Origin of the sequence: Zhihengliuella halotolerans, assembly GCF_004217565.1 — a bacterium.
Taxonomy (GTDB): Bacteria; Actinomycetota; Actinomycetes; order Actinomycetales; family Micrococcaceae; genus Zhihengliuella; species Zhihengliuella halotolerans.
Genome location: NZ_SHLA01000001.1, coordinates 3,365,009 through 3,389,107, shown reverse-complemented (window position 1 = coordinate 3,389,107; position 24,099 = coordinate 3,365,009). Strand labels below are relative to the sequence as shown.

Genomic DNA, 24,099 nt, shown 5'->3' with positions numbered 1-24,099 from the left:
TCAGCCTTCCTGGTAGGTACGGGCCACGGACGTGGCGAAGCTCTGGGATTGTTCGAGCGCGGCCTCGACGCTCTGCTGCCCGGCGATCGCGGCGGAGATCTGCTGCGCGACGCGGGTGCCGAGATCCTGGAACTCGGGGATGCCCACGAACTGGAGTCCCGTGTAGGGCACGGGGTGCACCATCGACGTCTCCTGGCTGGCCTGGCCCATGGCCTTGAGCGTCGGGCCCGCGTAGGACGACGCGATCTCCGCATACTGCGGGATCTCGTAGGTGGACTGCCGGCTGCCGGGCGGCAGTCGCTCCCAGCTGACCTGGTCGCCGACGAGCTGGAAGTAGTCCTTGTTGGTCATCCACGCGATGAAGTCCCAGGCGGCCTGCTTGCGCTCGCTGGTCTCGGGGATCGCGAGCGACCACGTGTACAGCCAGCCGGCCGACTCGGTCTCCTTCACGGGAGCGAGCGCGTAGCCGGTCTTGCCGACCACGAGGGACGACGCCGGATCCTCCACGGAGGAGACCATCGCCGTCGCGTCGTACCACATGGCCGCGTTGCCCTGGGAGAAACGGGTCAGGCAGTCGCCGTATCCGGAGGTCGCTGCGCCGGGCTGGCCGTGGTTGCGCACGAGGTTCACGTAATCGCTCACCGCGGCGTGCACCTCGGGGCTGTCCAGCTGCGGGTTCCAGGCCTCGTCGAACCAGCGCCCGCCGTACGTGTTGATGACGGTGTTCAGCGGGGCCATGACCTCACCCCAGCCGGCGAGTCCGCGCAGGCAGATGCCGGAGAAGTTGTTCGCGGGGTCGTGCATCCGGGCGGCGATCTCCGCCACCTCGTCCCACGTAGGCTGCTCGGGCATGCTGATACCGGCGTCGTCGAACAGGTCCTGGCGGTAGACCAGGAAGGAGGACTCCCCGTAGAACGGGACCGAGTACTGCCCGGCCCCCACGGTCAGCGCCTCGCGGATGGTCGGGATGAAGTCTTGGCGGTCGTAGCCGTCGGTCGCATCCATGAACGGGACGAGGTCGGTGATCCACCCGTTCTCCGCCCACATGGGGGTCTCGTAGTTGGAGACCATGACGACGTCGAACTCGCCGCCTCCTGTGGCCACCGACGCGGTGATCTTGGCCCGGGCCTCGTTCTCGGGCAGGGAGACGAAGCGGACGTTGATGCCCGGATTTTTCGCGCGGAAGTCTTCGATCAGCGAGATCGCGTCCTGCATCTGCGGATTGGAGACGATCGCGACGACGATCTCCTGGCTCTGCGGCGATCCGTTGGATCCGCAGGCGGAGAGCCCGGCGGTGGCTGCCGCGCCGAGCCCGAGGCCCAGCAGTCCGCGGCGGCTCAGCGGCATCTCGCCGAGGCGTCGGGCGCTTTGACGATTCATGGTGGGGTGCGCTCCTCGTGTCAGTGTCAGGCGTCATGCTCAAATGATCAGTCGTAGACGCTCATCTGTTATGTGACTGTAGCCACATTTGCGCAGATGAGCAAGAGTGGCATACTCAGAATCACCAGAAACGCTCATTTGAGCGCCAAGGCCGCGGGTCTCAGCGCACCGCCGCCACTCCCCCCCCCTTGACCGAGGATCGCCATGTCGACGACGCACCACGAGCTACTGGCCGATATCGCCACGGCCTACTACTTGAACAACACGTCGAAGGTGGAGATCGCCAAGGAGCACGGGATCTCGCGCTTCCAGGTGGCCCGCTACCTCGACGAAGCGCGCCGGGACGGCATCGTCGACATCACGATCCACCGCCCCGCCCACACGCGCATCGACGCCGCCGCCCTCGCCGCGGCACTCGGCGTCGACGCGATCGATATCGCGCGGGGAGCCGCCGGCTTCACGGCGCGCGAATCCGTGGCCGAACAGGCCGCCGACACGCTCGGCTCGCTGGCTCGCGAAGGAGACACGATCGGCGTCTCCTGGTCCCGCACGCTCAGCCTCATGTCCACGCACCTCGAACGACTGCCCACGTGCGACGTCGTACAGCTCGCCGGCGACCTGCGCGTCGGCGACGACGGCGGCTCGGGCCAGCTGATCCACCGGCTCGGCGCAGCGACGGACGGGCGGACCTGGCCACTGCCGGCGCCGCTGATCGTCGAGACAGCCGAGCTCGCCGACAGCCTGCGCCGGCTTCCGGAGATCTCGCAGGCGCAGGCGCGGGCGGACCGTCTGGATATCGCGATGGTCGCGATCGGCACGTGGACCGCCGGCCGATCGACGGTCTGGGAGCGCCTCACGGGGCCGGAACGGACAGCGATCGCGGAGGCGGGAGCCGTGGCGGAGGTCTCCGGGCGCCTGCTGACGGCAGACGGGGGGCACGTGGACGCGGGCCTCGACGGCCGGGTCATCTCGGTCACGATCGACCAGCTGCGCACGGCCGCGACGACGGTCGCCGTCGCCTACGGCGCGGACAACCTGCCCGGGGTCCTGGCCGCGCTGCGCAGCGGATTCGTCCAGCAGCTCGTCGTGGACGGGGAGCTGGCCGCGGCCCTCGCCGAGCACGCGGGTCTGGCCGACGCATAGCCGCGCGCTTCACCATGAGTTGTCGCCCCTGTGGGTTGTTTCACGATACCGTGGAAACAATGGCGCGGACGGAGGGTTCCGCGGACAAATCAGGGGGATGAGAATGGCAGCGGACGAATTGCGTCGAGGAGCGGCGGCAGTCGGCGCCGTCGTCACAGGCGGGGCCCTCGGCCTGCTCGTGGCGGTCCCCCTGGACTGGGGCTTCTGGGTGAGTTCGTCGCTGTTCGGCCCGCCCGCGGTCTCGACGGCGATGTTCGTCTACATGACCCTCGCGGTTCCTCTGGTCTCCGGGGCTATGGCCTTCGTCCTGCTCTGGCGCTTCCGGATGTCGCGGTTCGTCGCGACCGTCGCCGTCACACTGATGCTCGTCGCCGCGTGTTGGCACAGCCTGATGGTCGGGCAGACGCTCGTCCCGCTCGCGAGCCTGCCATTGTCCGCGATCGCACTCGCCGGCGCGTTCTGGCTGGCCCGGCGCGCTCTGCGGCGCCGCCCGCCGGCCGCTCTTCCCGCGCGGGCGCCAGCGGCCGCAGCCACGACCGAGAACGCGTAGGGCTCCGGCTTCAAGCGCACCGGCCGTCGTGCGGCTGGACCGACAGGTACACACCGGTGACGACCGACCAGCGGGTAATGCGCAAGCGGTCCGTGTAGGTCACGCGCACGCCGGAGGCCTCGCCGGGCTGTTCCGGGACGCTCCGTCGGGCCTGTGCCAGCTGCTGAACAGCCGGAAAGCCTCGATCAGACGAGGCCGCTCCAGCCGGACGCGCTCAGCGCCTCCAGCGTCGCGCGCGAACCGACGGTCTTGAAGCTGCGCAGCGCGGCAACATAGTGGGCGGTGAACTCCTCGTTCTCCACCAGATCGCCGAAGAGCTCCGGGTCGCGCAGAAACGCGAGCTCGTCCTCATCCTGGCGCGCGGCCGCCGCCGTGACGCGGTCCTTCAGACGGTCGACGATCTCGATCGACTCACCCGCCTCGTCGACACCCTCCGCGTAGCGCGCCCACGACGCGACGATCGCCGCACTCAGGGCGACCGAACCGCGTGGGGCGGCACCGCCGTCGTCGTCCAGATTGTGTGCGATGACCGGGACGAGCCAGGTGGGGATGCGGTCGCTGGACTCCGCGCAGAGGCGGGCGAGCGTGTCGCGGACCTGCTCGTTGGAGAAGCGCTCGATGAGCTGGCGTTTGTAGGCGTCCAGGTCGATGCCCGGGACCGGGCGCAGGGTCGGCGTCGCCTCGCGGTCCATGTAGGCGGCGAAGAATTCGGCGAAGAGCGGGTCGCGCGCAGTCTCGTGCGCGTAGCGGTATCCGGCGAGGTAGCCGGTGTAGGCCATCGCCTGGTGCGTCGCGTTGAGCAGGCGCAGCTTCATGAGTTCGTACGGCTCGACGTCGTCGACCACCTGCACGCCCACCTCCTCGAACGGCGGGCGTCCGGCCGGGAAGGCGTCCTCGAGCACCCACTGGATGAAGTCCTCGCAGACGACGGGCCACGCGTCCGCGATCCCGTAGTCGGCGGCGACGGCCTCGCGGTCGGCGTCGGTCGTAACCGGGGTGATGCGGTCGACCATGGAGTTCGGGAACGCGACGTTCGCGCGGATCCAGGTACCCAGCTCCGGGTCCTTCAGGTCTGCGAACGCGGTGAAGACCTTCTGCGCGAGATGCCCGTTGCCCTGGATGTTGTCGCAGCTCATCACCGTGAAGGGCGCGGTCCCCGCGGCACGACGGCGGCGGAGGGCCTCGATCACGAACCCGAAGGTGGTGCGCGGGGGCTGCCCTGCCCCCGCCGCGAGGTCGGCGGCCACCTCGGGGGTGTCGGCGAGGAACTCCCCGGTGCGCGCGTTGTAGTTGTAGCCACCCTCGGTCACGGTGAGGGAGACGATACGGACCGCCGGATCGGCCAGGCGCGCGAGCACCGCCTCGGGGTAGTCGGGCGCGTAGAGGTACTCGGCAATGGATCCGACGACACGCGCGGTACGCGTGCCGTCCGGGGCCTTCTCGACGAGTGTGTAGAGCCCGTCCTGGGCGGTGAGCGCGTCGCGCATCGCGGTGTCGAAGGGCATGAGGCCGACGCCGCAGATGGCCCAGTCGAGCGCGCGGCCCTGCTGCATGAGCCGGTCGAGGTAAAGGGCCTGGTGGGCGCGGTGGAAGCCGCCGACGCCGAAGTGCACGATGCCGACCCGGCGCTGATCCAGCGCATACCCAGGCGTCTCGACGCCCCGCCCGTGCGCCGCTGGCGACTTCAGGTCCGCCGCGTTCAGGCGGACGGGTCCATCCAGCCCCACTTCGTTTTGGCCCATGATCATGCTCCCCGTCCTCGTGTCGAGAGTCGTTCCGAGGCCCCGCGGTCACCGTCAAAGTGATGCACGACACCCTCGCTTCCATCGAGCATAACATTTGAGCGCTGTGATTGTCTCAGATGAGCAGTAAGTTGTCCGGAGTGCCCTCACGACGACGCATAGACTGCCTCTCATGCGCGTTCGTCCGCCCTCCACCGCGTCCCAGCCGGCCCCTACGGCCGCGATCGCCGCCGCAGTGCGGCGTGCCGAGGATCTACTCCGCGTCTCGGAAGGGCGCGCCATACTGGGCATCGCCGGCGCACCCGGCGCGGGCAAATCGACGTTCGCCGAGCTTCTGGCCGAACGCCTCGGGCCGGCGGCCGCCGTCGTGCCGATGGACGGTTTCCACCTGAGCGACCGCGTCCTGAGAGCCCACGGCGCGCTGGGACGCAAAGGCGCGATCGACACGTTCGACGCCGACGGCTACGTCGCGCTGCTGGAGCGGCTGGCCCGCGACGCGGACCGGCCGGTGTTCGCGCCGCGGTTCGAGCGCGACCTGGAGGAACCCATCGCCGCCGGCATCGAAGTTCCGCCCGCTGCCCGCCTGATCATCACGGAGGGAAACTACCTGCTCGCCGACGCCGACCCATGGCCCCGGCTGCGCGGCCTCTGCGACGAGATCTGGTTCGTGGACCTGCCGGCGCAGAAGAGAATCGAGCGGCTCATCGCCCGGCACGAGCGGTTCGGCAAGACGCCCGACGCGGCGCGGGCCTGGGTCACGGACACGGACGAGGCCAACGCCCGGCTCATCGAGCAGACCAGGGACCGCGCGGACCGCGTCATCGACTGGGACTAGCAGCCGCAGGAGGCGCGCGGGAGCAATTCGACGTCGAAAACCCGGTGCTCGACGGGTCGACCCTCGCGCGTAGCGAACAGCGCGTCGACCGCGGCGCGCGCCATCTTCTCGACCGGCTGAACCACCGTGCTCAGTGCCGGCCAGCTGTACGCGGACTCCGGAGAACCGTCGAAGGCGAAGATCGCCAGGTCCTCCGGAACCTTCAGCCCGCCCTCGAGGACCGCGTGCAGGAAACCGATCGCCTGCAGGTCGGAGCTCACGAACACCGCGGAGGGCCGCTCGGCGGCGGCGAGGAACCGCCGCCCGGCGCGGTAACCGCCCTCGCGCGTGAACTCCGAACGCAGGACCATCCCCTCCTCCAGCCCCGCCTCCGCGAGCGCCCGCCGCCAGCCCGCCTCGCGGGGGTCCAGCTCCGCACCCGAATTGGTGCCCATGATCAGGCCGACATCGCGATGCCCGTGGCCGATGAGATGCGCGACCGCCCGCCGCGCCCCCTCCTCGAAGGTCACGCCCACGGAGCTGAACGCCGGACTCTCGACGCTGCGGTTGAGCAGGACCGCAGGCATCTCGGCCCGCTCGAGATCGCTCAGATCGGGCTCGGCGAGCACGCTGGCCAGGAACACGCCGTCGACCCGCCGGTTCACGAGGTTCTGCACGAGCCGGCGCTCCGTCCGCAGCGAGCCATCCGAATCGGCGAAGAGGACAGCGAACCCGCGCTCCAGCGCCGCGTTCTCCACGGCCCGCACCATTGCCGCGAAGAAGGCGTTGGTCGCGTCCGGGACCACCATCCCGAACATTTCGGAGGACCCGAGCTTCAGAGCGCGGGCGGCGGCGTTGGGCTGGTAGCCGAGGGCCTCGACGGCCCGGCGCACCTTCTCCTCGGTCGCCGGCGCCACGCGCTTCGGCCCGCCGTTGACGACATAACTCACGACGGCGGTGCTGACGCCGGCCAGACGCGCGACGTCCTTGCGCGTGACGGCGGAGCGGGCTGCGGCTGGACTGGAGTTCACACCAGCCATCGTACTCATGGCCCTATCCGCGGCGGTCCGCGGCACCCACCGGCGCCTCGGGATCCCCGAAATCCGGGACGGGCAGGCGCTCGCCGCCGCGCAGCGCCGATTCGTGCGCGATGATGCCGGGCAACGTGTAGCGCGCGGCGACCCACGCGTTGACGGGCGGCAGCGTCCCCGTGTTCACGGCGGTGACGAAGTCGTCGACGAGGAAGTGGTGGCTGCCCTCATGCCCATTCGGCAGGCCGACAAACTCGCGCGGCAGCCGGGAGGCGTCATGCACCTCGGCCATGCCGGAGGCGAAGGCGTCGCGCAGGGCGGGGGCGACGTCGGCGAGCGCGTCATCGTCGTCGCCCATCGTCGCGGCGGTGGCGAGTACTGAGCTGACATCGGTGACTTTCTCCTTGTCTTGCCACACGCTGACCTCGGCGAGCTGCTCGAAGCTCGCCTCGGTGCCGAAGTAGCGGAAGCGGGACTCGCGCAAGTGCGACGGGTAGCCGACGCGGCGCATCTCGTTGATGCGCATGGTGCCGCCGCCGTCGAGCTCGAAGAGCGCCGTGGCGTTGGAGAAGTCGTTGTCGAACATGCTGATGTCCTTGTCGAAGACGCCGTCGCCCCGCTGGTCCCGCACGCCGATGCAGCTCACGCTCGTCGCCCGACCGCCGACCGCACCGAGCACGCCGCCGATCGAGTGCGTCGGATACAGCATAGGCGGGTAGCTCGCGGTCTTCTTCCAGTCCGCTCCGCCCGAGTACTTGTAGGCGTCGTAGAAGCCCAGATCCATGTCGTGCACGTAGTCGCCCTCGGCGTAGATGATGCGCCCGAAGTCCCCGTTGGCATGGCGACCGCGGGCGTAGACCGTCGCCGGGTTGTACTGGCTGGTCTCCCCCATCATGTAGGTCAGGCCCGTTGCACGCACGGCCTCGATGATCGCGGCGATCTCCGCCTGGCTCACGGCCATGGGCACCGCCGAGTACACGTGCTTGCCCGCGTTCAGCGCCTGCACGACGAGCGGGCCATGGGTCCACCGCTGGGTGAACAGCGCGACGGCGTCGACATCGCTGGCGAGCATCTGCTCGAAGTCGGCGTGCACCCCCGCCAGGTCGAGCCGCTCGGCGAGGGCATCGGCACGCTCGGCGACGACGTCCGTGACATAGACGCGGTCCACTCCGGGGTGCGCGGCGAAGAGCTTGGCGAACACGCCGGCGAACTGGCCGGCTCCAACTATTCCGAGTGAAAACGTCATGCGGCCATCCTGCCCGGCAAATCTACTCGGGTCAATAGTGAAAGACTTGTTCGCTCAGATTCGCCGATTTAAAAGGGAAGTAGCCCTTGCCAAGTAAGATTTACTCCAGTAGATTCATCGTCAGCTGTTAGCCACCTCACATTCGGAGTGATCGACGATGAGTACTTTCGCCACCACCGGCACGGATTCTCCGCCGCCGCCCACGCCGCCGCGCGATCCGGTGCGGCGCCGTCGTCCGGCACGCGCCGGCTGGAGCCCGACGAAAGGCGACCTGCCCGCCGCCCTCATGTTCATCGCCCCTGCGCTACTCGGCCTCGGCGTCTTCTTCCTGCTGCCGATGCTCCGCGGTGTCTACCTGAGCTTCACGCAATACAACATCCTGGGCACTCCGACGTGGGTGGGCACGGCGAACTACGAGGCCATCGCCCGCGACCCCCTCTTTTGGAACGCCCTCGCAGTCACGGGGCAGTACGTGGTGATCAACATCGTGCTGCAGACCCTGCTCGCCCTCGGCATCGCACTGCTGATGCAGCGCATCGCCAAGTCGACGTTCATCCGCGGCATGCTGCTGCTGCCGTACCTCATGGCCAACGTGATCGCGGCACTGCTCTGGTTCTGGCTGCTCGACTACCAGATCGGCATCGTCAACCACCTGATCGAGACCTTCGGCGGCAGCCGGATCGCGTTCTTCGGTTCCGAGGAGTGGGCGATCCCCACCCAGGCGCTCATTAACACGTGGCGCCACATGGGCTATACGGCCCTGCTGATCTTCGCGGGCCTGCAGGTCATCCCCCGCCAGCTCTACGAGGCGGCGAGCCTGGACGGTTCGAACGCCGTGCAGACGTTCTTCCGCATCACCCTGCCCCTGCTGCGCCCGGTCCTGGTGCTCGTCCTGGTCGTCACCGTCATCGGCTCCTTCCAGGTATTCGACACGGTCGCCGTCACCACGCAGGGCGGCCCGGTCAACGCGAGCCGCGTCATGCAGTACTACATCTTCCAGAAGGCGTTCACCGAGTCGCAGTTCGGCTACGGATCCGCCCTCGCCGTCATCCTCTTCCTCATCCTCGTCCTCGTGGCCTTCGTCCAGATGAAGTTCCTGCGCGGCAACGAGTCGGACCTGGGCTAAGGAGACACGAACATGCCCCTCACCCGTTCCCCCCACCGCTCCTACGACCGCCCGGCCAAACGCATCAACTGGCGCGACGTCGTCCCGTGGGTCCTGCTGCTGATCGCCATCGCCGTCTCGGTCCTGCCGTTCTACTGGGTCCTGCGGACCTCGCTGTCGATGAACTCGTCGCTGGCCGCCAACGCCACCAGCCTGCTGCCCGTCGGTTTCAATTTCGGCGCGTTCGAGCGTGTCTTCGGCCTGCAGTCGACGCAGGAGTCCATCGCCCAGGGCGGTTCGGGCGCGGACATCAACTTCTGGGTCTACCTGCGCAACTCGGTCGTCTTCGCCTCCATCACCACGGCCGGCGCCGTGTTCTTCAGCGCGATGGCGGCCTACGCCTTCTCACGCCTGCGCTGGAAGGGGCGCAACGTGGTCTTCAGCGCCTTCCTCGCGACGATGATGGTGCCGCCGATCTTCACGGCCCTGCCGAACTTCCTGCTGATCAAGGACCTGGGCCTGCTGAACACGATGCTGGGGATGGTGCTGCCGTTCATCTTCATGACCCCGTTCGCCGTGTTCTTCCTGCGCCAGTTCTTCATGAACATGTCCCGGGAGGTCGAGGAGGCGGCCATGCTCGACGGCGCCAAGCACTTCTGCATCTTCTTCCAGATCATCCTGCCGAACGCGGCAGCCCCCATCGCCACCCTGGTCCTGCTGACCTTCATCCAGCAGTGGAACGAGTACTTCTGGCCGCTGCTCGTGGGCAACTCGGCGGACGTGCGCGTCCTGACGGTCGGCCTCGGCGTGTTCAAGTCCCAGTCCCCGCAGGGTGCCCCCGACTGGTCCGGCCTGATGGCCGCGACCCTGATCTCCGCCCTGCCCGTCCTGACGCTCTTCATGATCTTCGGCAAGAAGATCGTCAACTCGATCGGTTTCTCCGGCGTCAAGTAACGCCCCCGCACCTTCACCTCACCGCACCCGGCGGGCCCCTGCCCGCCCCTTCGAAAGGAACATCCTGATGCGCAGAACAGCCCTCGGCGCCCTCGGCGTCGCGACCCTCGCTCTGACCGCCTGCGGCGGAGGCGGGGACGGCGACGACGCCGCCCTCGACTACTGGCTCTGGGACGCGAACCAGCTGCCCGCCTACCAGCAGTGCGTCTCCGACTTCACCGCCGACACCGGCATCGACGTCGAGGTCACGCAGATGGGCTGGGACGACTACTGGAGCTCGGTGACGAACGGCTTCGTCGCCGACACCGCCCCCGACGTCTTCACCAACCACCTCTCCCGTTATCCCGAATTCGTCGCGAACGGCCAGCTGCTCGCCCTCGACGACCTCGCGGCCACGGCCGCCGTCGACACCTCTATCTACAACGAGGGCCTCGCCGACCTCTGGATCGCCGAAGACGGGCAGCGCTACGGGCTGCCCAAGGACTGGGACACGATCGCGCTCTTCTACAACGAGCAGCTGCTCGACGACGCCGGATACACCGCTGGCGACCTCGCCGACCTGACCTGGAACCCCGACGACGGCGGCACCTATGAGGAGGCCATCGCCCACCTGAGCGTCGACGCCAACGGCATCCGCGGCGACGAGGACGGCTTCGACAAGAACAACGTCGCCGTCTACGGGCTGGGCCTCAACGGCGCCGGATCCGGCCAGGGCCAGACCGAGTGGAGCTACCTGACCGGGACCACCGGCTGGGCCCACACCGACGAGAACCCGTGGGGCACCCACTACAACTACGACGACCCGGATTTCCAGGCCTCGATGGACTGGTTCGCCGCCCTCGCCGACAAGGGCTTCATGCCCAAGCTCGAGACCACCGTCGGCGCCTCCATGGCGGACACCTTCGCCGCCGGCAAGTCCGTGCTCAACGCGAACGGCTCGTGGATGATCGGCCAGTACACGGGGTACGACGACGTCGAGGTCGGCATCGCCCCGACCCCGACCGGCCCGTCCGGCGAACGCGCCTCGATGTTCAACGGCCTGGCCGACTCCGTCTACGCGGGCACCGACCACCCGGAGGAGGCGGCGCAGCTCGTGGCCTACCTCGGCTCCGCCGACTGCCAGGACGTCGTCGCCGAGGCTGCGGTCGTCTTCCCCGCCATCACGGCCTCCGCCGAGAAGGCCGCCGCGGCCTACGACGCCCAGGGTGTGGACGTCTCCCCCTTCACGACCCACGTCGAGGAGGGCAGCACGTTCCTCTTCCCGATCACCGCGCACGCCTCCCAGATCGACGGGATCATGGCGCCGGCGATGGACGCCGTCGTCTCCGGCAAGGCGCCGGCCAGCTCATTGACCGGCGCCAACGACCAGGTCAACGCCCTGTTCGAATAGGCCGCACACCCCGCTGAACCCCGCCTCCGCGGCGCGCCGGGCCCACCGGCGCGCCGCCCGTCTCCCGCGAAAGGGAACCGCTCTATGGACCCCGTCCACCTCCGCGCGGCCGGCACGAGCCTGCTGCTGACCTTCCCCGCCGGCGAAACCGAGATCACCCACTTCGGCGCCGACCTCGGAACCGATCTACCAGACCCCGACCTCTTGACACCCCCGATCCCGAACTCGGCCCTGGACGTCCCGGTCGTCGTCGGGATCATCCCGCAGGCGTCGTCGGGCTGGCAGGGCCGGCCGGGGCTGCGCGGTTCGTTTCTGGCGGGCGGACGCCCCGGGCGCGGGTTCTCCCCCGCACTGCGTGTCGAATCCGTCGACGCGGCGGCGGACGCCGTCGTCATCACCGCGCACGACGGCGACCTCGGGCTCACGCTCTCCTCGCACCTGCGCGTGCACCCGGGCGGGCTGCTCGAGGTCGCCCACACCCTGACCAACACCGCGGGCGACCCGTACCAGCTCGAGGAGCTCGCCGTCGTCGTACCCCTCCCGCGACGCGCCGACGAGGTGCTGGACCTGACCGGGCGCTGGTGCCGCGAGAACCACCCGCAGCGGGCGCGGCTGCGCCAGGGCACCTGGGTGCGGTCCGGTCGGCACGGGCGCACGGGGCACGACTCCTCGCTGCTGACGGCCGTCGGCACCCCAGGGTTCGCGAACCGCGCGGGTGAGGTCTGGGCGAGCCACTTCGCGTGGAGCGGCAACCACGAGCAGTTCGTCGAGCAGCTCCCCGACGGGCGGCGCCTGCTGGGCGCGTCCGAACTGCTGGGATCGGGCGAGATCGTCCTCGAATCCGGACAAAGCTACACGACGCCGGCGTTCTTCGCCGCGTACTCGAACCGCGGGCTCGACGGCGTGAGCGCCCGCTTCCACGAGTGGTTCCGCGCGCGCGAGCACCACGTGGGCACAGTTGCCGGACGCGTTCGGCCCGTCGTGCTGAACACGTGGGAGGCCGTGTACTTCGATCACCGGATCGACGAGCTGCTGGATCTCGCCGCATCCGGCGCGGAGCTCGGCGCGGAGCGGTTCGTGCTCGACGACGGCTGGTTCGCCGGCCGCCGCGACGACACCGCCGGGCTCGGCGACTGGGTCGTGGACTCGCAGCTGTGGCCCGAGGGGCTGACGCCGCTCATCGAAGGGGTGAACGCCCTCGGGATGGAGTTCGGGCTATGGGTCGAGCCGGAGATGGTGAACCTGGACTCTGACGTGGCCCGCGACCACCCGGACTGGATCGTGGGGCCCGACCCGGCCGCGCACACGACGGGCGGCCGGCTGCCGTTGGAGTGGCGAAGCCAGCACATCCTCGACCTGACCAACCCTGGCGCTTGGAGGCACGTCTTCGACCAGCTCGACGCGTTGCTGGCGGAGAACAACATCGCCTACCTGAAGTGGGACCAGAACCGGGACCTGAGTGAGCACGGCAGCGCCGGGGCTCCGTCGGTGCACGAGCAGACCCTGGCCGCGTACCGGCTCCTCGACGAGCTGCGGGCCGCGCACCCGGGCGTCGAGATCGAGTCGTGCTCCTCCGGCGGTGCGCGCGTGGACCTCGGCATCCTCGAACGCACGGACCGCGTGTGGGCATCGGACTGCAACGACGCCCTGGAACGGCAGACCATCCAGCGCTGGACCCAGGCGGTCCTGCCGCCCGAACTCGTCGGGTCGCACGTGGGCCCCACCCGCTCGCACACCACGGGCAGGGTGCACGACATCTCGTTCCGGGCGATCACCGCACTGTTCGGCCACTTCGGGATGGAGTGGGACGTACGCCAGGCGAGCGCACCCGAACGCGAGACCCTCGCGCGCGCGATCGCGCTCTACAAGGAGCACCGCGCGCTGCTGCACTCAGGGATACGAGTGAACGCAGACCTGCCCGACGAGGCGCTGCGCCTGCACGGTGTCGTCTCCCGCGACGGCCGCGAGGCGCTCTTCGCAGCGGTGGCCGTGGCGTCGTCGTACGCGGAGATGCCGGGGCCCGTGCCACTGCCGGGTCTCGACCCGGATGCCTCTTACCGCGTCGAGGTGCTCCTGCCGTCGTCGGCGGATGCCGATCACTCCCACGCCTTCACTCAGATCCGGCCGCCGGCGTGGCTGCGCGACGGCGACGCCTTCACGGCGTCGGGCGCCTGGCTGGAGCAGGTGGGCCTTCAGCTGCCGGTGCTGAACCCGGAGCACGCGCTGCTGCTGCGCGCTGTCGCGCTCTGATCACGTCGACGCGCCGGGGTGCTCTCCGGCACGTCAGATCGGGTTGTTGACGGGATACACGTACGACGACGGCGCCTCGCCGGCCGAGTCGTGAGTCGCCGGCGGCGTCCCGTTGACCTCGTAGTCGCCGATGATGCGCGCCCGGTAGATCGCCGGGTTGTGCGTGGCGATCGTGCGCGCGTTGCGCCAGTGCCGGTCGTAGTTGGACGCCGTGGACGTGCTGGAAGCGCCGAGCCCGTCGAAGAGCTTCGAGGCGGCGGCGAGCACGACCGGCTGGACCGCGGACTGCGCGCGGTTCGCGACGAGCTCGCACGCCGTGTACGTCTCCTCGGGCGTGAGCGCGTCCTGGCCGAACAGGCCCTCGACCTCGCCGACGGCCGCCAGCACCACGGACTCCGCCGCGAACGCGCTCGCGGAGATCTCGCCGATGAGCTGGAGCACCTGCGGCTCGTCGCGCAGGGCCACTCCCGTGCCGGTGTTGAAGGCGCGGGTGCGCGCCTGGACCGCGGCCCGAGCGTCGGCGAGGATCGCCCGCGCGATGCCGGCCTGCACGGACAGGAGCACGAGCTGGAAGACGGACGATTCCGGGAAGTGCGGCTGCTCGGCGGGCCCGAACAGCGTGTCCACCGGGACCTCGTCGAACACAGTGGAGCCGGTGCCGGTGAGCTGCTGGCCGAACCCGTCCCAGTCGTCGTACATCGATACCGACGAGTGGTGCGTCGAGACGACGGCGAGGTGGCGGCCGGGCGCCGAGGGGTTCGCGGCCGCGACCACCGTCCAGTCGGCGAAGATCGTGCCCGTGCAGTAGTACTTCTGGCCCGTCACGGTCACGCCGTACGGGGTGACGTTCAGCTGGGTGTTCCACGTGCCCATGCGGTTCCCGCCGCGCTCGGCGTAGGCGTTGCCGACGAGCTGGCCGGCGGCGATCCGCTCGATCCACTTGGTGCGCACGGCGTCGTCCGGGTGCACGAGGATCTGCTCCACGAACGCGATGTGCGCGCGCAGTAGATGGGCGACCTGGGAGTCGGCCTCGGCGAGTTCGATGAGCAGCCGGAACGAGTCGATGAGGGACGCGCCGTAGCCGCCGTCCTCGACGGGCAGGCGCAGCGCGCCGAAGCGCTCGGCGTTGAGCCAGCCGACCTGTTCGATCGGCAGCCGGCGCAGCGCGTCGCGCTCAGCCGCGCCCTCGGCGATGCGCGCGAAGACGGGGCGGAAACGGTCGGCGAGGGTGTCGTAGTGGTCCCCGAGGGGCGTGCCGGGCGTGAGCTTGAGCAGCAGGCGCGGCTCATCGTCGTTCGCGGGCGGGCCGGCAGACGGCTGCGACGCATGACGATTCGGATCGGCGGGAACGCCCATTAAAGCCTCCATCGGTTCTGGCGTGAGCACCTTCCCGCCCCGGAAACCGGTTGGGGGTTGCTGCGGCGTCTTCGAGCCAGATCTCTCGGCCGCTCTGGATGGTTTGTTCCAAACTATTGGGCCATAGAACGACGTCATATGACAAGCCGAGACGAAGAACCACGCCGGATGACGTCATACGAGGAGACATGGCCGCCTCGCCGGGGCTACGCGCGAGCGTGCTCTCGATTCACGCGCCGCTGGAGCACGGCGAGCACCGCGAGCGCGACCGGTGGCGCCACTGCGGACACCCAGGACAGCGTCCCGAGCCCGAACGCAACCCCGCCGAGCATCATGAACGCCTCGAACACGATCGCCGGGATTGCCAGGGCGGCGAACGCGATTCCCGCCCCCAGCACGACGGACCGCTCCCGCAGCACGACCGCCCAGACCACGAGCTGGACGACGAGGACCAGAGAGATCTGGCCCGTCAGAACCGAGAGTCCGGCCCCGGCCAAGGCGACGGCGACGAGCGCGATCGCGGTCCTGCGCGATCGAGGGCTCCACCGAGTAAGCACCAAGGCGGCCACGGCCGCTGCCAACGGAGCCGCAACCGTGACATAGGACGGCCAGCGCGGCCAAGGCTCGAACGGCTCCGACGGCGGAATCGCCATCACCGCCACGTGCCAGAAGAGATTGGGCAGGTAAGCGAGGGCGAAGATCCACAGCAACCTCGCGGCGAACCGGCCCGCCTCCTGCGAGGGTTCCGGGGCCGGGTACGACGGCGGTGCCGCGGCACCCGCTTCAGCCTGCGCCCTGCGATTCACTATGTGTTCGGCTCCCATGGGCCGATTCTGCCTCCCGCGGTCCTGGATGACCAGCGTCCCGCGCGTAACGATCCGGTCAGTCCTGCGTGCGCTCGCCCGCGCGCCGCTGGAGCGCGGCGAGCACCGCGAGCACGAGTGCGGCCGCGACGCCGGCGCCCAGCAACAGCTGGATGTAGCCGATGCCGGCCTCGAACCCGCTGTCCACGTAGTCCGCGTAGCGAGGCCAGCGGATCCATCCGGAGAGCAGCCACGGCGTCGACCACGCGGCCAGCGCCACCATGCCGCCGGTCACGACGAGCGTGCGCTTGAGCTTCACTCCCCACAGCACCAGGGCGGCCGCGATGTAGAAAGCCACCGGCGAGACCGACCACCCGGCCAGGAGCATGCAGGCACCCGCGAGGAGGAACCCGATGAGGGCGACGCCTCGGTACGCGGGCACCCGCCGCGCGCAGAGGAAGACGGCTTCGGCGAGCACGAGTGGCAGGACGAAACTCCCGAGGGAAGCCGCCATCGACAGGTCCAGCCCGGGGCCGAGCGCTGCCCAGTTGAGTACGACGCCAGCGGCGGAACCTGCGGCGAAGATCCACAGCAACCTCGCGGCGAATCGGCCGGCGTCCGGTGCGGGTTCCGGTTCCGGGTACGACGGCGGTGCCGCGGCACCCGCTTCAGCCTGCACCCTGCGATTCACCACGTGTTCTGCTCCCATGGGTCGATTCTGCCTCCCGCGCTCCGGGATGGCCAACGCCCCGCTGTTGTCGAGCCGTGCCAGCTACCGGCTCTGGCTCGCCGAGTACTTCGAAAGCGACCACACCATGCCGATGCCCGTCACGACCAGCACCCAGATCAGGCTCTGGAGACCGTAGTCGCCGGTCCCCGTGCCCATGAGCAGCCCGCGCACGGTCTCGATGAAGGGGGTGAACGGCTGGTACTCGGCCACCACGCGCAACCATCCGGGCATGGTGTCCGTCGGAACGAACCCGCTGCTGAGGAACGGCAGGAAGGACAGCGGCATGGGCAGGTTGCTCGCGGTCTCGACGGTGTCGGAGATGATTCCGAGGGCCAGGCACAGCCACGTGATGGCGAACGCGATACCCGCGACGACGGCGAGCGCGCCCAGCACCCCGGTCACCCCGCCGGTCGGCCGGAACCCGAGGAGCACCGCCACCACGCCGACTGCGATGGTGGCCAGGAGCGCCTGCACCACACTGACGAGCGCGTGCGCGGTGAGGATCGCCGCGCGGGAGACGTCCATCGTGGCCAGCCGGGCGGCGATGCCCTGCCGCATGTCCATCGCGATGTAGATCGCCGTGCCGGCTCCGCCCGAACCGACGGCCATGAGCACGATCCCCGGCACCACGTACTGGAGATAGGCGGCGGTCCCGCCCGTACCACCCAGCTGCGCGCCGAGCATGCCGCCGAACACGTAGACGAACATGAGCAGGAAGAGGACGGGCAGTCCGACCATCATGATCAGCATGGAAGGGTAGCGGGCGAGCCGCTTCAAGCCCCGGTTCAGCAGGGTACCGGTGTCAGAAAGCGCCCGGCGCGCGGCGCCGTGACGGGCAGCGGCCGCGCGGGCCGGCGTCGTCGTGATCATGACTGCTCCTGGGTCGTGACGGCGGCCGAGCCCGTCAGGGCGAGGAACACGTCGTCGAGGTCGGGGGCCGCCGTCGACACTTCGACGGGGTCGAGGCCGGCTGCGGCCAGCGTGTTGAGGACGTTGCGGATCGCGCCGGCGCCCGCGGCGACGGGCACGTGCAGTGTGTGTTCGGCGTCCGGCGCGGGAAGATTCCCGGGAACGACGGCGGCGAGCGCATCGCGCGCGCGGCTCGCCTCGGACGCGGTGTCGAAGCGCAGCCGCAGCTGTTCGTCGCCGACCCGGCGTTTGAGCTCGGAAGGCGTTCCCTCCGCGACGATCCGGCCGCCGTCGAGGACGGCGATCCGATCCGCCAGCTGGTCGGCCTCTTCCAAGTACTGGGTCGTGAGCAGGATAGTGACCCCGCGCGCCACGAGCTCGCGCACCACATCCCACATCCTGTTACGGCTGCGCGGGTCCAGGCCCGTGGTCGGCTCGTCCAGAAAGATGATCTGCGGATCCCCGACGAGCGTCATCGCGAGGTCGAGCCGCCGGCGCATGCCGCCCGAGTAGGTGGACGCCGGCCGGTCGGCTGCTTCTGCCAGGTCGAACTCGCGCAGGAGATCGGCGATCAGGGCCGCTTCGTCGCCCCGCGGGATGTGCCGGAGGCGGGCCATGAGCCGGAGGTTCTCGGCGCCGCTGAGCAGGTCGTCGACGGCCGAGAACTGGCCCGTGACACCGATGACACCGCGGACCCGTTCCGGTTCGTCGGCGACCGAGAAGCCGCCCACTCTGGCGCTGCCGCCGTCGGCGGAGATGAGCGTCGAGAGGATCTGAACGGTGGTGGTTTTGCCCGCCCCGTTGGGGCCGAGCAGAGCGAAGACGGATCCGCGGGGAATGCGCAGGTCCACACCCTCGAGAACCGCGGTCTTCCCGTAGCTCTTGCGCAATCCGCGGACCTCGAAAGCGAGATCGGCGGCGACGGCGGTGGTGGTGGCCATGGCCCCTCCTCTAGGCGGCGGCCGCGCGGAAAACGCGGACGCTTCCGTATCCGGCACGCGCGGTGATCTTGAGCCGGTCGCCGTCGTCGTCGGCCGGCGCGTCGGGCAAGGCGTCGAGTTCGTTGCGGACGGCCCCCTGCTTGGAGTCGAGGTCTAGCCATGTCAGGCTTCCTTCGCGGATGCCGATCTGGATGTCGCCGTAGTTGACGTTCAACGTCGCGGTCCCGCTCACGGCCTCATCGACACGGATCTTGCCGTGCGCGGAACGGGCATCGAGTTCGCCCATGAGGGTGCGGACGTCGATCCGGCCCTGCGCGCTGATCGCCTCGAGCCGGCCCATGACGAGGCCCGTCGAGAGGTCGCCCTGCGTGGACTTGACTGTCGCCTCCCCGTACACCTCGCCGACGCGGACGGTGGTGCCCGTCAAGCGGGTGGTACCGCTGACTCGATCGACGACCACGTCGCCGTAGGCGGTCTTCGCGCTCAGCTCGGCGACGTCGCCGGCCGTGATGTCCCCATAGGAGGCGGTCAGCGAGGAGGGCCCGATCATCCCGACGACGCGGATGTTCCCGTAGGCGGACTTGGCCTGGATCCGCGACCGCTTCGGCACCCGCACGTGCACGTCGATCGACCAGCCCTTGTTGACCCAGGTGCTGATGAGGCTCTCGCGCTTCTGGGTGACCGTCAGGCGCCCGGCGGCGAAGTCGACCTCCGTGTTCTCGGCGGCCCGGACGTCGGCCGGGCGGTCCGCCTTGGTCGGCGTGACGTCCACGGTGATGGTTTCGACGTCGTCCGCAGTGACGACCAGCTCCCCCATCGCGAGATTGACAACGGCGTCGACGGCCCCGGGGGCCTCGTAGGTGTAGTGCATGAGATCTCCTTACCGGACCCAGCCGGTGAATCGCGTGCCGCTGTTTTCGGGCGGCATCGGGGTGGGGGTCGCCTGTTCGGCGAGCGCGGTCGCTACCGCGCGGACGAGCCACGTGTTGACGGACATTCCTTCGCGGGCGGCAGCCGCCTCCGCTTTCGTTTTGAGGTTCTCGGGCAGTCGGAGGGTCGTGCGCGTTGCACGGCCGTCCACCGCGTAGTCCGCCGGGGAAGCCGGTGCGGCCCCCGTGACTCGCGCTTCCGCCTCGAGTGGTGTCGGTGGTGTCACAATGAACTCCGGCTCCCGGCCGCGCAGGCGGACATCAACGGAGCCCGGAGCGAGTTCGGCGGTGATCTCGCCGGCGGCCTCGGAGAGCACCTCCAGCATGACCATCCGCAGTGAGGCATCGAGTGAACGGCTCAGCTGACGGGCGATCTCCGCCGCCTGCCCGCCGGCCAGCCCGGTGCTCTCGACCAGCTGATCCTGAAGTTCTTCTACATGTCTTGAAATATCCACAGCACCATGATGACACCACGGTGGTGTCACGTCAACACCCCACCCCCGGGTTCCGCCCTGCCCTGCACATCCGCCCGCCCGGTATCTTCGGAGGAGAACTGCCGCTCCCGGAAGGATCACGATGTCACTCGACCCCGTCGGGCTGCTGTACCTCGCAGCCAGTGTCGCGACCCTCGTCGCCGCACTCCTGCCGAGCCTGCTCCGGAAGGCCCCGGTCTCGATGCCGATCGTCTTCGTCGCAGCCGGCGTCGGCGCGTTCGCGCTTTTCCGCGATCTGCCGGACCCTGATCCACTCCAACATCCAGAGTTGACCGTCCACCTCACCGAGCTGTGCGTCATCGTGTCGCTGATGGGCGCGGGACTCGCGATCAATCGTCGGTTCCGGTGGCGCACGTGGGCGACGACGTGGCGCCTGCTGTCCATCACGATGCCGCTCTCCATCGTCGCCGTGGCGTTCCTCGGATGGTGGGGACTCGGAGTCGGCGCCGCCGGGGCGGCGCTGCTGGCGGCGGCGCTCGCCCCTACCGACCCAGTCCTCGCCGGCGAGGTGCAGGTGAGCGAACCACTCGCGAAGGACGAGCACGGCGACGACGAGGCCCGCTTCGCCGTGACGTCGGAGGCGGGGCTCAACGACGGACTCGCCTTCCCGTTCACTTACGCTGCGATCGCCATCAGCCTGGTTGGACTCGCGCCGGGCGGATGGCTCGGCGAGTGGCTGCTGGTCGACGTGCTGTGGCGTCTCTCCGTCGGCGTGATCGTCGGTCTCGGCGCGGGCTGGCTGCTGCGTCGCCTGTTCTTCTCGGCCGCGTCGCAGCGGATCGGCCTGACCGATCGCGCCGACGGCTTCATCGCTTTGGGCGCCACCTTTCTCGCCTACGGGGCCGCCGAGGTCGCCGAGGGGTATGGCTTCATCGCCGTCTTCGTGTGCGCGTGCACGATCCGTGCCGGCGAGCAGTCCCACGGTGCCCACTCCATCCTCCACACCTTCGTCGAGCAGATCGAGCGACTGCTGACCGTCGTCGTCCTGGTACTCCTCGGCGGCGCGGTGGCCCGCGGGATCCTCGAGACGCTCACGCTAGCCGACTACGTGTTCGCCGCCGTGGTGCTCCTGGTGGTCCGGCCGCTGGCCGGATGGATCGGCCTCACACCCGGCAAGACCGGTGCCCGCGAGCGCGCCGTCATCTCGTTCTTCGGCGTGCGCGGCGTCGGATCCCTGTTCTATGTGGCCTATGCCCTGGAGAACGGCGAGTTCGCGGGCGCGGACCACCTGTGGGCGATCGTCTCGCTCGTCGTCCTCGGCTCGGTCCTGCTCCACGGGGTGACAGCCACACCGACAATGGCCGCACTCGACCGGGTGCGCCGCCGCCGCGCGGCCCGTCGGGGCGACGAGGGTAGCGACGCCGACACCCCGGCGTGATCGCCCTCGCCCTGAAGGCACCCCCTTCACATCCGCCCGCCCGAGGCTTCCCAGTACTTGCGCAGATTCTCTTCGCGCAGCCGCAAATACTCGGATTCCTGCGCGGCGGCTCGGATCCAGTTCACTCGGAGGTATCGCCCGACGGCGCGCAGCACGTTCAGCATCTTGGATTCGCGGCGCTGCCGGGTCGGGCTCACCGGTCGCGGCACTCGGGCCGAGTGCACGGGTGCGGATGGGGTGGATGTAGGGGTGAAGGCATTGTCCGTTGTCATGCACCCAGCGTCCGCGCCCCAGCGCAGGACTGCCACGATTCGGCCCAGCCCGAATCCTCGCCTCTCCGCGGGCCGCAGCCTACGCTGATCCCATGCACATCCGACTGACGACCGAGGACCTGACGCGTGTCCGCTTCGAGTCCTCTCCCCTCTGGGAGACCGCCGCGAGCATCCGCGCCCTGCATCGCCAGCCGACAATCCACCGGCCTTGGGTCGACGCGACGCGCACGGCGCTGGCAGGCTCCCCGGAACCGGACAAGGCGAGCTACCTGGACATCCTCAGCACGGTGGTCCGCCCCCGCGGCTACATGGCGGACGCGCTCACGCCCACGCCGGTCCGGCACGGCACCTTCGCGGACGCGCTGGCGGATGTGGCCGCCGTCGAGCCGGAGATCTGGCGGGATAATCTCGAGTACGTTCGCCGTTTCGACCCGGTGCCGCGCGTCGTCGAGACCGTGGACCTGCTGCTCCGGGACCTACCCGCCGGCATCGCGAACATCGTCGCGGCGCTCGACTGGTACTGGGAGCTGGCGATCGAGCCCTGGTGGCCGCGCCTGCGCTCGCTGCAGCTGGCCGACATCGACTGGCGCCTCTCACAGCTTTCCCGCCACGGCATTCACGAGGTCTTCAAATCGCTGCACCCCAGTGTGGTCCCCACCACCGACGGCCTGGAGATCATGCGCGACTGCGACGCCACCGGCCACCCTGCGCCGGGCAGCGGGCTGATCCTCGTCCCCAACGCCTTCATCTGGCCGGAGACGCTGGTCCTGAACGTCGCCCCGTTCGTCCCGACGCTGACCTACGCGCCCCGCGGCGTGGGGCGGCTGTGGGAGACGGCTTCGCCGACGCCGACCGCCCCGCTGGCCAAGCTGCTCGGCCGCACTCGCGCGCAGATCCTCGCGCAGCTGGACGTGCCGATGACGACGACGCAGCTCGCCTGCGCGCTCGACCTCGCCCCCGCGACCGTCAACACCCACCTGAAAGTCATGTCCGCAGGAGGTCTGACGGCGTCGCTGCGCACTGGTCGGGAGGTCTTCTACCGGCGGGCCGACGTCGGCGAATCCCTGCTCATCGGCGCCTGATCCCAGCGGGCCCGCTTGTTCCGGCCGGCCCGGTTTCGACGCACCGTCGAACCGCCACTGTGACACATCCGCGTCTTTTGCTCAGAGTTTTCTGAGAAACTATGGCTATGTGTCCGAAACGTGACTAGCGTTGGCCGCGGATCGTTATTTTCAGGCACCAGCGTTGGGCAGGGATAACAATGACGGACTCGTCGCAGTCGGATCACAGACGACTCAGAGATGTGCCGAAACATGTTCTCCCTCCCGCCGTCACCGCACGAAGTGTTTCCACCATCGCGGTCCTCGGCATGTCGCTGGCGGTACTCTCCGGTCCATCAGCCATCGGCCTCTCCTTTGAACCCGCGCGCGAAGCCGGCATAGCCGCCGTGGACGTCCCGCGCAACCCCGAACCTTTCACTGTTTCACCGGTGGTGGTCGGCTCCGACGGAAAGATCGTGGTCGAACGCCCGGAGATCCTGGCCGACGGCAGCGCGGCCGACGGCGAGTCGATTAAGACAACCGTCTCGGCCGTCGAGTGGGAAGGTGCCGAGGCCGGCCTGCCCGGCGAGCTCAAACTGGCACACCCGGTGGCGAATTTCCGGCTGACGAGCCGCTTCGGATGGCGGCAGAATCCCACCGGTCCCGGGTCGCATATCCACATCGGACAGGACTACGCGGTCCCGTGCGGCACCCCCGTCCGAGCGTCGGAAGCCGGAACGGTCACCCAGTCGGCGTGGGCAGGCCACTCCGGATATCGCGTGCGCATCGATCACGGCAGCGGCACCGAGACGGCCTACAGTCACAACTCCCGACTCGTCGCAAAGGTCGGCGACAAAGTAAGACAGGGCGACCTCATTGCGCTGGCCGGCACCACGGGCAACTCGACGGGCTGCCACGTTCACTTCGAGGTGTACCGGAACGGCAAGTGGACCGACCCCGCGTACTACGTACCGCGTGTCCCCGGGCAGCCGATCCCGTTGTCCCCGGAGGAGCGCGAGCGGCTACGCAATTCCATCAATCCACCGCGCGATTCCGCCAGCCACGAGCCGCTGCTCCCCGCCGGTTCCACGACCCCGAAGCCCGCGACCTCGCCGTCACCGAGCAAGAAGCCGAGCGCGACGCCGTCGCCCAGCGCTTCCCCGACGCCCTCCGAGAGCCCGGCGCCCAAGCCGAAACCAAAACCGAAACCGTCCGAGTCGCCTTCCCCGACGCCTCCGGAGTCCTCGTCGCCGAAACCCAAGCCGTCCGGGTCGCCCACCCCGAAGCCATCCGCGCCTCCGGCCGAGTCGGAGTCGCCAGCGGCCTCGGAATCGCCGACGCCGACCAAGCCGGCTCCGGAGCCGACGCCCACCGAGAAAGTGGAGGCCGCGAAGCCGGCGGCGTCCACCTCTCCGTCCCCGAGCCCGAAACCCGCGGCGTCGTCTTCCACCGCATCCGCACCCGCACCGACCAGCAAACCGTCCCCCTCGCCGGCAAGTGAGACGACGGCTCCCCCGGTCGAATCCGAGGAATCTGCCGCGGACGTCCCGGTCGTCGAGTCCTCGGTCAGCCCCAGCCCGGATCCGTCCGGCTCGTTGCTGGAGCCGATCGAAGACCTCCTAGACCTTTAACTCGAGGGGCG

General features: G+C 69.3%; 22 protein-coding genes and 1 riboswitch. Of the genes, 10 read left to right on the top strand and 12 right to left on the bottom strand.

All coding sequences use genetic code 11. The features are described 5' to 3' along the window. Entirely contained in the window at positions 1–1,380 is a 1,380-nt protein-coding gene (locus EV380_RS15660) for an ABC transporter substrate-binding protein (protein ID WP_242607656.1), read from the bottom strand. Between the two features lie 204 nt (positions 1,381–1,584). Between EV380_RS15660 and EV380_RS15655 the strand changes: the two genes are divergently transcribed. Then, positions 1,585–2,523, top strand: a complete 939-nt coding sequence (locus EV380_RS15655; RefSeq protein WP_130451894.1) for a sugar-binding transcriptional regulator — start codon at positions 1,585–1,587, stop codon at positions 2,521–2,523. A 103-nt stretch (positions 2,524–2,626) separates the two neighbouring features. Continuing rightward, on the top strand, positions 2,627–3,073 hold the full coding sequence (locus tag EV380_RS15650) for a hypothetical protein (RefSeq protein WP_130451893.1): 447 nt from the start codon (positions 2,627–2,629) through the stop codon (positions 3,071–3,073). 185 nt (positions 3,074–3,258) lie between these two features. Here the strand turns inward: EV380_RS15650 and EV380_RS15645 are convergent, their stop codons facing one another. Continuing rightward, a complete protein-coding gene (locus EV380_RS15645; RefSeq protein WP_130451892.1) occupies positions 3,259–4,815 on the bottom strand; it encodes a mannitol dehydrogenase family protein in 1,557 nt (518 codons plus the stop codon). A gap of 172 nt (positions 4,816–4,987) precedes the next feature. Here EV380_RS15645 and EV380_RS15640 point away from each other — a divergent pair, with 172 nt between their 5' ends. After that, on the top strand, positions 4,988–5,650 hold the full coding sequence (locus EV380_RS15640; protein ID WP_130451891.1) for a nucleoside/nucleotide kinase family protein: 663 nt from the start codon (positions 4,988–4,990) through the stop codon (positions 5,648–5,650). On the opposite strand, the gene EV380_RS15635 is transcribed toward EV380_RS15640, so the two are convergent. Next, complete coding sequence (locus tag EV380_RS15635) at positions 5,647–6,669, bottom strand: LacI family DNA-binding transcriptional regulator (protein WP_102159306.1); 1,023 nt, start codon at positions 6,667–6,669, stop codon at positions 5,647–5,649. The two genes, EV380_RS15640 and EV380_RS15635, sit on opposite strands and share 4 nt — an antisense overlap. 13 nt (positions 6,670–6,682) lie before the next feature. Beyond that, on the bottom strand, positions 6,683–7,906 hold the full coding sequence (locus tag EV380_RS15630; protein WP_130451889.1) for a Gfo/Idh/MocA family protein: 1,224 nt from the start codon (positions 7,904–7,906) through the stop codon (positions 6,683–6,685). Positions 7,907–8,192: 286 nt separating this feature from the next. On the opposite strand from EV380_RS15630, the gene EV380_RS15625 reads away from it, so the two are divergent. From EV380_RS15625 to EV380_RS15610, 4 genes are all read left to right on the top strand, one after another. Continuing rightward, positions 8,193–9,032: a carbohydrate ABC transporter permease gene (locus EV380_RS15625; RefSeq protein WP_242607746.1), complete on the top strand. Its 840-nt coding sequence runs from the start codon at positions 8,193–8,195 to the stop codon at positions 9,030–9,032. A 12-nt stretch (positions 9,033–9,044) separates the two neighbouring features. Beyond that, the gene (locus EV380_RS15620; protein WP_130451887.1) at positions 9,045–9,965 is read left to right on the top strand and encodes a carbohydrate ABC transporter permease; all 921 of its coding nucleotides are present in this window, start codon (positions 9,045–9,047) and stop codon (positions 9,963–9,965) included. A 67-nt stretch (positions 9,966–10,032) separates the two neighbouring features. After that, positions 10,033–11,355, top strand: a complete 1,323-nt coding sequence (locus EV380_RS15615) for an extracellular solute-binding protein (RefSeq protein WP_207219454.1) — start codon at positions 10,033–10,035, stop codon at positions 11,353–11,355. 84 nt (positions 11,356–11,439) lie between these two features. Further along, positions 11,440–13,605: an alpha-galactosidase gene (locus tag EV380_RS15610; protein ID WP_130451885.1), complete on the top strand. Its 2,166-nt coding sequence runs from the start codon at positions 11,440–11,442 to the stop codon at positions 13,603–13,605. Positions 13,606–13,638: 33 nt separating this feature from the next. Here EV380_RS15610 and EV380_RS15605 read toward each other — a convergent pair whose 3' ends face one another. From EV380_RS15605 to EV380_RS15575, 7 genes are all read right to left on the bottom strand, one after another. After that, complete coding sequence (locus tag EV380_RS15605) at positions 13,639–14,961, bottom strand: acyl-CoA dehydrogenase family protein (protein ID WP_242607655.1); 1,323 nt, start codon at positions 14,959–14,961, stop codon at positions 13,639–13,641. Between the two features lie 5 nt (positions 14,962–14,966). Continuing rightward, a riboswitch (SAM riboswitch) is annotated at positions 14,967–15,066 on the bottom strand. Between the two features lie 101 nt (positions 15,067–15,167). Then, positions 15,168–15,785, bottom strand: coding sequence for a hypothetical protein (locus EV380_RS15600; protein ID WP_130451883.1), 618 nt, complete (start codon positions 15,783–15,785; stop codon positions 15,168–15,170). Positions 15,786–15,843: 58 nt separating this feature from the next. Then, positions 15,844–16,473, bottom strand: a complete 630-nt coding sequence (locus tag EV380_RS15595) for a hypothetical protein (RefSeq protein WP_130451882.1) — start codon at positions 16,471–16,473, stop codon at positions 15,844–15,846. A 63-nt stretch (positions 16,474–16,536) separates the two neighbouring features. After that, positions 16,537–17,364, bottom strand: a complete 828-nt coding sequence (locus tag EV380_RS15590; protein ID WP_130451881.1) for an ABC transporter permease — start codon at positions 17,362–17,364, stop codon at positions 16,537–16,539. Next, the gene (locus EV380_RS15585; protein ID WP_130451880.1) at positions 17,361–18,344 is read right to left on the bottom strand and encodes an ATP-binding cassette domain-containing protein; all 984 of its coding nucleotides are present in this window, start codon (positions 18,342–18,344) and stop codon (positions 17,361–17,363) included. Before EV380_RS15585 ends, EV380_RS15590 begins: the two co-directional genes overlap by 4 nt. A 10-nt stretch (positions 18,345–18,354) precedes the next feature. Then, complete coding sequence (locus EV380_RS15580; RefSeq protein WP_102159295.1) at positions 18,355–19,215, bottom strand: DUF4097 family beta strand repeat-containing protein; 861 nt, start codon at positions 19,213–19,215, stop codon at positions 18,355–18,357. Between the two features lie 9 nt (positions 19,216–19,224). After that, a complete protein-coding gene (locus tag EV380_RS15575; RefSeq protein ID WP_102159294.1) occupies positions 19,225–19,728 on the bottom strand; it encodes a toxin-antitoxin system HicB family antitoxin in 504 nt (167 codons plus the stop codon). A 121-nt stretch (positions 19,729–19,849) separates the two neighbouring features. Between EV380_RS15575 and EV380_RS15570 the strand changes: the two genes are divergently transcribed. Further along, positions 19,850–21,145, top strand: coding sequence for a cation:proton antiporter (locus tag EV380_RS15570; RefSeq protein WP_130451879.1), 1,296 nt, complete (start codon positions 19,850–19,852; stop codon positions 21,143–21,145). 26 nt (positions 21,146–21,171) lie between these two features. On the opposite strand, the gene EV380_RS15565 is transcribed toward EV380_RS15570, so the two are convergent. Further along, complete coding sequence (locus EV380_RS15565) at positions 21,172–21,417, bottom strand: hypothetical protein (protein ID WP_130451878.1); 246 nt, start codon at positions 21,415–21,417, stop codon at positions 21,172–21,174. 92 nt (positions 21,418–21,509) lie between these two features. Here EV380_RS15565 and EV380_RS15560 point away from each other — a divergent pair, with 92 nt between their 5' ends. Together EV380_RS15560 and EV380_RS15555 are read left to right on the top strand one after the other, a co-directional pair. Then, a complete protein-coding gene (locus EV380_RS15560) occupies positions 21,510–22,499 on the top strand; it encodes an ArsR/SmtB family transcription factor (protein ID WP_130451877.1) in 990 nt (329 codons plus the stop codon). 287 nt (positions 22,500–22,786) lie between these two features. Next, on the top strand, positions 22,787–24,088 hold the full coding sequence (locus tag EV380_RS15555) for a M23 family metallopeptidase (RefSeq protein WP_242607654.1): 1,302 nt from the start codon (positions 22,787–22,789) through the stop codon (positions 24,086–24,088). The last annotated feature ends 11 nt before the right edge of the window (positions 24,089–24,099 follow it).

Excerpts from the sequence above, each read along its gene's own strand:
- EV380_RS15635 (WP_102159306.1), bottom strand. The coding sequence starts at position 6,669 with ATGGCTGGTGTGAACTCCAGTCCAGCCGCAGCCCGCTCCGCCGTCACG.
- EV380_RS15555 (WP_242607654.1), top strand. The coding sequence starts at position 22,787 with ATGTCGCTGGCGGTACTCTCCGGTCCATCAGCCATCGGCCTCTCCTTT.
- EV380_RS15645 (WP_130451892.1), bottom strand. The coding sequence starts at position 4,815 with ATGGGCCAAAACGAAGTGGGGCTGGATGGACCCGTCCGCCTGAACGCG.
- EV380_RS15565 (WP_130451878.1), bottom strand. The coding sequence starts at position 21,417 with ATGACAACGGACAATGCCTTCACCCCTACATCCACCCCATCCGCACCC.
- EV380_RS15640 (WP_130451891.1), top strand. The coding sequence starts at position 4,988 with ATGCGCGTTCGTCCGCCCTCCACCGCGTCCCAGCCGGCCCCTACGGCC.
- EV380_RS15620 (WP_130451887.1), top strand. The coding sequence starts at position 9,045 with ATGCCCCTCACCCGTTCCCCCCACCGCTCCTACGACCGCCCGGCCAAA.
- EV380_RS15650 (WP_130451893.1), top strand. The coding sequence starts at position 2,627 with ATGGCAGCGGACGAATTGCGTCGAGGAGCGGCGGCAGTCGGCGCCGTC.
- EV380_RS15590 (WP_130451881.1), bottom strand. The coding sequence starts at position 17,364 with ATGATCACGACGACGCCGGCCCGCGCGGCCGCTGCCCGTCACGGCGCC.
- EV380_RS15585 (WP_130451880.1), bottom strand. The coding sequence starts at position 18,344 with ATGGCCACCACCACCGCCGTCGCCGCCGATCTCGCTTTCGAGGTCCGC.
- EV380_RS15660 (WP_242607656.1), bottom strand. The coding sequence starts at position 1,380 with ATGAATCGTCAAAGCGCCCGACGCCTCGGCGAGATGCCGCTGAGCCGC.
- EV380_RS15595 (WP_130451882.1), bottom strand. The coding sequence starts at position 16,473 with ATGGGAGCAGAACACGTGGTGAATCGCAGGGTGCAGGCTGAAGCGGGT.
- EV380_RS15625 (WP_242607746.1), top strand. The coding sequence starts at position 8,193 with ATGTTCATCGCCCCTGCGCTACTCGGCCTCGGCGTCTTCTTCCTGCTG.
- EV380_RS15560 (WP_130451877.1), top strand. The coding sequence starts at position 21,510 with ATGCACATCCGACTGACGACCGAGGACCTGACGCGTGTCCGCTTCGAG.
- EV380_RS15580 (WP_102159295.1), bottom strand. The coding sequence starts at position 19,215 with ATGCACTACACCTACGAGGCCCCCGGGGCCGTCGACGCCGTTGTCAAT.
- EV380_RS15600 (WP_130451883.1), bottom strand. The coding sequence starts at position 15,785 with ATGGGAGCCGAACACATAGTGAATCGCAGGGCGCAGGCTGAAGCGGGT.
- EV380_RS15630 (WP_130451889.1), bottom strand. The coding sequence starts at position 7,906 with ATGACGTTTTCACTCGGAATAGTTGGAGCCGGCCAGTTCGCCGGCGTG.
- EV380_RS15570 (WP_130451879.1), top strand. The coding sequence starts at position 19,850 with ATGTCACTCGACCCCGTCGGGCTGCTGTACCTCGCAGCCAGTGTCGCG.
- EV380_RS15605 (WP_242607655.1), bottom strand. The coding sequence starts at position 14,961 with ATGGGCGTTCCCGCCGATCCGAATCGTCATGCGTCGCAGCCGTCTGCC.
- EV380_RS15615 (WP_207219454.1), top strand. The coding sequence starts at position 10,033 with ATGCGCAGAACAGCCCTCGGCGCCCTCGGCGTCGCGACCCTCGCTCTG.
- EV380_RS15610 (WP_130451885.1), top strand. The coding sequence starts at position 11,440 with ATGGACCCCGTCCACCTCCGCGCGGCCGGCACGAGCCTGCTGCTGACC.
- EV380_RS15655 (WP_130451894.1), top strand. The coding sequence starts at position 1,585 with ATGTCGACGACGCACCACGAGCTACTGGCCGATATCGCCACGGCCTAC.